The following is a 5,275-nucleotide window of genomic DNA, read 5'->3' on the forward strand; positions in this document are numbered from 1 at the left end:
CGCCGGCGCCCACGCCGCGCCGCTCATGCGCGCAGCGCCGAGACCACGAACGCGGCGCCGACCGCCGCCACCGCCGCACCGAACCCGCGCAGCGCGCCGGGACTGGCGCGCAGGCCGAGTTCGCCCAGGCCGATGCCGAACACATGCAGCAACCCGGTGGCGAGCACGAAACCCAGGCTGTAGCCGGCCGGATCGGCCGCGACCGGCAGCTCGCGCCCGTGCGCGTAACCGTGCAGCAGCGCGAACCCGGCCACCAGCGCGCACGCCGCCCACACCGGCGCGCGCCAGCGCCAGGCGATGCATGCGCCCAGGGCCAGCACCGACACGGCCACCCCGCCCTCCACCGCCGGCAACGGCAGGCCCCACAGCGCCAGCGCCGCGCCGGCGACCATCACCAGCGGGAAGGTGGTCGGCAGCGCCAGACGCAACGGCGACCCCAACTGCGCGCCCCAGGCGCCGACGCAGACCATCGCCAGCAAGTGGTCGCCGCCGCCGAACGGATGAGCGAAACCGGCCGCGAAGCCGGCGCCGGGGGTGCCGCCCGAGTGCGCCGCGGCCGCGCCGGCATACGCGCACAACGCGCAGGCAACGGCCGCGCGCGCAACGATCCGCGTCCGCAAGAGCGCGCAGCGGCGCGCGACGCTCACGGCCGGTACTCCCGCTCGGCCGGCACCAGGAACGGAAACTTCGACAGCGATGGCGTCTTCTCGTCGCGCAGCAAACCGTCGCTGACGCTGTCGGTGCGCCCGTCGACCAGCAGCGAGCGATAGACGTTGATCGCCGCCTGCAGCGGCGTGCGCCCGCCGCAGTCGCGGCGATAGGCGCGGCGGCCGGCGGCCTGGGCCAGCTCCACCGCGAACGGCTGTTCGCAGCGCCGGCGCCGGCTGTCGATCCACAGGCGGTCGTCGGCCAGCAGCAGCGCCAGCGCGCGATAGCGCTGCGCGCCGGGCGCGGCCAGCAGCGAGTTGCCGCAGCGGCCGTCGAAGCCGTCGTACAACGCCAGGCCCTTCTCGATTTCGCCGACGAACTCGCCGCCTTGCGCCGGCGCGATGGCGTTGTAGCGCTCCTTGAGCCGGTCGCTGACTTCCTCGCCGTCGAGCGTGCCGAGCAAGGCGTTGCCGGTCAGCACGCGGCCGGCGCGGTCGATGCGGCGCTCGGAGGATTCGGTCGCCGCCCACACCGCCAGCAGCGGGCCGCCGCGGTCTGCGGCGTTCAGATCGATCTGCACCACCAGCGCCGCCGGCGTCCAGCCGGCGAGCAGGTTGGTCGCGGGGCCGCCGTCGGTGTGGCGCCATTGCTCGGCGATGGCGCGCACCGTGTCCGCATCGAGGCGGGCGCAACCGCTGGCGTCGCGCGGCGCGCCGGCGCGCAGGGCCGCGTCGGCGACGTCGTAGGCGGCGCGGGTGCCGCGCACGTTGTTGTAGAACGGGTCGTCGCGCAGCCCGGCGAACACGCGCAGGCGGCGCTTCCCGCCCCACAGCCCGTCCTCGCCGCGGGCGTCGCCGCTCGCCGCGTCGACGCCGTCGGCGACGCACTGCGCGCGCTGCGCGGAGGGAAAGCGGCAGACGATCTCCAGGCTGCGCTCGGCGCCGCCGAAGCGGTGCGCGCTGTCGATCCGGAACACATAGCGCAGGCGGTCGGAGAAGCTGTGGCCGACCACGGTCATCGCGAGGTTCAAGCGGCGGCCGTCGGGCTGCATCCAGGCGTAGAGGTCGCCGATGTCGGCGCGCGGGTCGGCGATGACGCTGGGCGAATCCAGGTGATCGGATGCCCGCGCCGGGGTCGGCGCGGCGGCCAGCGCGGCGGCGAGCGCGAGCGGTGCGGCCAGGGCGAGGCGGCGGGAGCGCGGCAGGGAGAAAGCGGACATGGCGGCGGCGTCTGGCGAAGGAGCCGCCAGTACACCGCCGCGGCCGCGGCCGCGCTGTCGGAATCTTTAGCGACCGCGGCCTGCGCGGCCGCAGCGCGGACCCGCGCGCCGCTTACATCGACATCGGCCGGCCCTCGCGCTGCTGCACGTCCATCGCCTGGGCGCCGGGCTGCGCCTGCTGCGGATCGTGCCGCAGTTGATGCAATTCGCGGCCGCTGTCGTTGGCCGACTGCGCGCGCCCCTGCTGCAGACCCACCTCGACGTGCAGCAAGGCGTCGGGCTGGCCGGTATAGGCGTAGAAGGTCCGCTGCTGCGGGTTGTAGGTCACGCCGCCGACCTCGTCCCAGCGCTCGTTGCGCACCGCCAGGGTCAGCGCGGCGGAGATATTGGCGGTTTCGTCCGCGCTCAGCCCCAGGCCGTGCTGGCGGCCGTAGCCGGCGACCTCAGCGTAGGCGGCGTTGTACAGCGGCGTATCGGGATTGCGCGGATTGCCCAGCGCATAGCGCGGCTGCAGCACGTGCACCGGTTCGCCGTCGTCCTGCACCGGCTGCGGTTGCGGGTGGCGGTCGAGCCAGACGTGCAGATCGTCCATCGCCTGGTGCTCCTGCAGCGAGTCCGGACCAAACTCGACGAAGGCGCGGTCGAGCTCGTTCTCCGGCTCCTCGTGTTCGCGATCGCCGCGGTCGAGGTATTCGCCGTGGATGTCCAGCTCCCATTCGTGCGAGCAGTTGGCGGCGCGGCTGACCAGGCGCAGGTTGCCGGTGTCGTTGTACAGGTCCAGCGCCTCGGCCTTGGTGATCGAGCCGCCGCGCGCCTCCAGCGTCGCCCGGGCGACGTCTTCGAACGGACGGACGTGGTCGATGTCGAAGGCGTCGCGGGTGACCAGTTGCCCGGTCACCGGGCACTCGAACAGCGGGATCTCGCGGTGGTAATCCGGGCCGGCGTCCATCGAGACCGTGCCGCGGTATTGCTGCGAGAGCTGGTGCTCGAACCACTTGCCCTCGACCTTGGCGTCGAAGCTCAGCACCGAGCGCCCGTCTTCCAGGGTCCAGTCCTGGAAGCGCGTGGTGGTGCGGCGGGCGGTGTCGCGGACCGGGTCGAACGGCGCGTGCGCGGCGTCGGGGTCGAAACGGAAATGGCGGTCCGACCAGTCCTTCCACGCGTCCGAACCGACGCCTTGCTCGAGCGCGCGCTCGGCCGCGGTGCGGCCGCGGTTGATCGCGCTGGGCAGCGCGCGCAGGTTGCCGACGTCGTTGTAGCCGATGTGCGCGTCGGCCTGGGTGAGCGCGCCCAGGCTGGTCAGGTGTTGCTTCCACGGCTGCACGTGGTCGATGTCCAGCGCCTCGGCGGTATGCCAGGTGTCGGACTCGCGGTTGCGGTACAGCAGTACGTGGCTGTCGCCGAGCGTGACCGGCACCACGTCCATATGCTCGCGGGCCCAGTCGTTGCGCATGTAGTGCACGGTGGAATCGTAGAACGCCAGGCCGGTGCGGCTGGCGTTCGGGTTCCAGGCGCGCGTCTGCAGTTCCGGGCCGTGCGCGGTCGGGCGCAGATCGTCCCAGGTCGCCAGGTGCACCTGGCCGCCGCCGCTCAAGCGCTGTTGTTCGATGCCCATGATCCGTCCCGCTCGTCGTGGAATGCCTGCAACAACGTTCAAAGCCGGGAATACAGGCCAATCGCGGCGGCGGCACCCGGGCGGAGCGCGCGCGTCGCGGCCGATTCCGACCCGGTCTCTGCCCGACGGCGCCGGCAAGCCGGTGCGGCCCGGACGAGGCGCCTGCGCGCAAGCCGGCGCGCGCCGCAAATCCCTCGCCGCGCACAGCCGCCGGCGCGGCCGATGCCGCATGATGCAGGCTTCGCCCCGCTTCCTCGCCCGCATGCCCCACTTGCGCGATCTGTCCCTGTCCGCCGTCGTCGCCGGCTTCGTCGCGGTGCTGGTCGGCTTCACCAGTTCGGCCGCGATCGTGTTCTCCGCGGCCCGCGCCAGCGGCGCCGACCAGGCCGAAATCGCCTCGTGGATGTGGGCGCTGGGCTTGGGCATGGGCGCGACCTGCATCGGCCTGTCGCTGCGCTACAAGGTGCCGGTGGTGACGGCGTGGTCGACGCCCGGCGCGGCGATGCTGATCACCGCCGCGGCCGGCCTGCCGCTGGCGCAGGCGATCGGCGCGTTCGCGATCAGCGCCGCGCTGACCGTGGCGCTGGGCTTCAGCGGCTGGCTCGAACGCGCGCTGGCGCGGCTGCCGGCGAGCCTGGCCGCGGGCATGCTGGCCGGCGTGCTGCTGCGTTTCGGCCTGGACGTGTTCGTCTCGATGCAGAGCCACTTCGCCCTGGTGTTCGCGATGCTGCTGAGCTTCCTGCTGGCGCGGCGCTGGCTGCCGCGCTACGCGGTGCTGGTCGCGCTGGCCGTCGGCGTCGGCGTGGCCGGCGCGCAGGGCGGGCTGCACCTGGACAAGCTCGAACTGGCGCTGGCGATGCCGGTGTGGACCACGCCGCAGTTCTCGCTGGCCGCCACCGTCGGCGTGGCGATCCCGCTGTTCGTGGTGACGATGGCCTCGCAGAACGTGCCCGGCATCGCGATCCTGCGCGCGCACGGCTACCGCGAGGTGCCGGCCTCGCCGCTGGTCGGCTGGACCGGCGTGGCGACCTTGCTGCTGGCGCCGTTCGGCGCGTTCTCGCTGAGCCTGGCGGCGATCACCGCGGCGATCTGCATGGGCGAGGACGCCCACGAAGATCCGCGCAAGCGCTACATGGCCGCGGTCGCCGCCGGCGCGTTCTACCTGCTGACCGGCCTGTTCGGCGCCACCGTCGCGGCCGCGTTCGCGGCGTTTCCGCAGGCGCTGGTGATGGCCATCGCCGGCATCGCCCTGCTCGCCACCATCGGCAACGGCCTGGCCTCGGCGCTGCACGATCCGCAGGAACGCGAGCCGGCGCTGATCACCTTCCTGGTCACCGCTTCGGGCTTCACCGCGTTCCAGGTCGGCTCGGTGTTCTGGGGCATGGTCGCCGGCGTGCTCGCCACCCTCGTGCTGCGCTGGCGCAAGCCGAAGCCGGCGGCGACCGATCCGGCGCGCTGAGCGCCGCGCGCCTGCGCCCGCCCGGGCGGAAGCGGCCACCCGCAACGCGCGCCCGACGGCGGTCCGGCGCCCGCCATCCTGGGGTCCGTACGGACGATGCCGGCGCGCCCGCGCCGGGAGTATGCTCGGCCCTCATCCCCACGGAAGCGCCGCATGGAAGCCCGCCGCGAATCGGCCCTGGACTCGCCCGGCCTGCGCGCCCTGCTCAGCCCCAGCGTGATCGTCAGCCTGGCCCTGGCGCTGACCGCCGCGGCCTTGGCGCTGCTGTACTTCCTGCGCGGCGGCGCCGACCTGCCCGCGCCCGCGACCAGCGCGACCGCCGCGGCGGCCGTGG

5 protein-coding genes are annotated in these 5,275 nt (G+C 73.7%); 2 read left to right on the plus strand and 3 right to left on the minus strand.

The window, feature by feature from the left end; translation table 11 throughout:
• Positions 1–23: 23 nt before the first annotated feature.
• From A7A76_RS18540 to A7A76_RS18550, 3 genes are all read right to left on the minus strand, one after another.
• Complete coding sequence (locus A7A76_RS18540) at positions 24–578, minus strand: HupE/UreJ family protein (protein WP_206412591.1); 555 nt, start codon at positions 576–578, stop codon at positions 24–26.
• A 65-nt stretch (positions 579–643) separates the two neighbouring features.
• Complete coding sequence (locus A7A76_RS18545) at positions 644–1,867, minus strand: hypothetical protein (RefSeq protein WP_206412592.1); 1,224 nt, start codon at positions 1,865–1,867, stop codon at positions 644–646.
• A gap of 112 nt (positions 1,868–1,979) precedes the next feature.
• Positions 1,980–3,482, minus strand: coding sequence for a GH-E family nuclease (locus A7A76_RS18550; RefSeq protein ID WP_206412593.1), 1,503 nt, complete (start codon positions 3,480–3,482; stop codon positions 1,980–1,982).
• A gap of 262 nt (positions 3,483–3,744) precedes the next feature.
• Here A7A76_RS18550 and A7A76_RS18555 point away from each other — a divergent pair, with 262 nt between their 5' ends.
• Entirely contained in the window at positions 3,745–4,941 is a 1,197-nt protein-coding gene (locus A7A76_RS18555) for a benzoate/H(+) symporter BenE family transporter (RefSeq protein ID WP_206412594.1), read from the plus strand.
• A gap of 153 nt (positions 4,942–5,094) precedes the next feature.
• Positions 5,095–5,275 (plus strand): hypothetical protein (locus A7A76_RS18560; protein ID WP_206412595.1); only part of this gene is annotated, 181 nt, incomplete at its 3' end.

This window comes from Lysobacter enzymogenes, from assembly GCF_017168095.1.
Taxonomy (GTDB): Bacteria; Pseudomonadota; Gammaproteobacteria; order Xanthomonadales; family Xanthomonadaceae; genus Lysobacter; species Lysobacter enzymogenes_D.

Coding starts and splice junctions, on each gene's coding strand:
- A7A76_RS18555 (WP_206412594.1), top strand. CDS start 3,745: ATGCCCCACTTGCGCGATCTGTCCCTGTCCGCCGTCGTCGCCGGCTTC.
- A7A76_RS18550 (WP_206412593.1), bottom strand. CDS start 3,482: ATGGGCATCGAACAACAGCGCTTGAGCGGCGGCGGCCAGGTGCACCTG.
- A7A76_RS18545 (WP_206412592.1), bottom strand. CDS start 1,867: ATGTCCGCTTTCTCCCTGCCGCGCTCCCGCCGCCTCGCCCTGGCCGCA.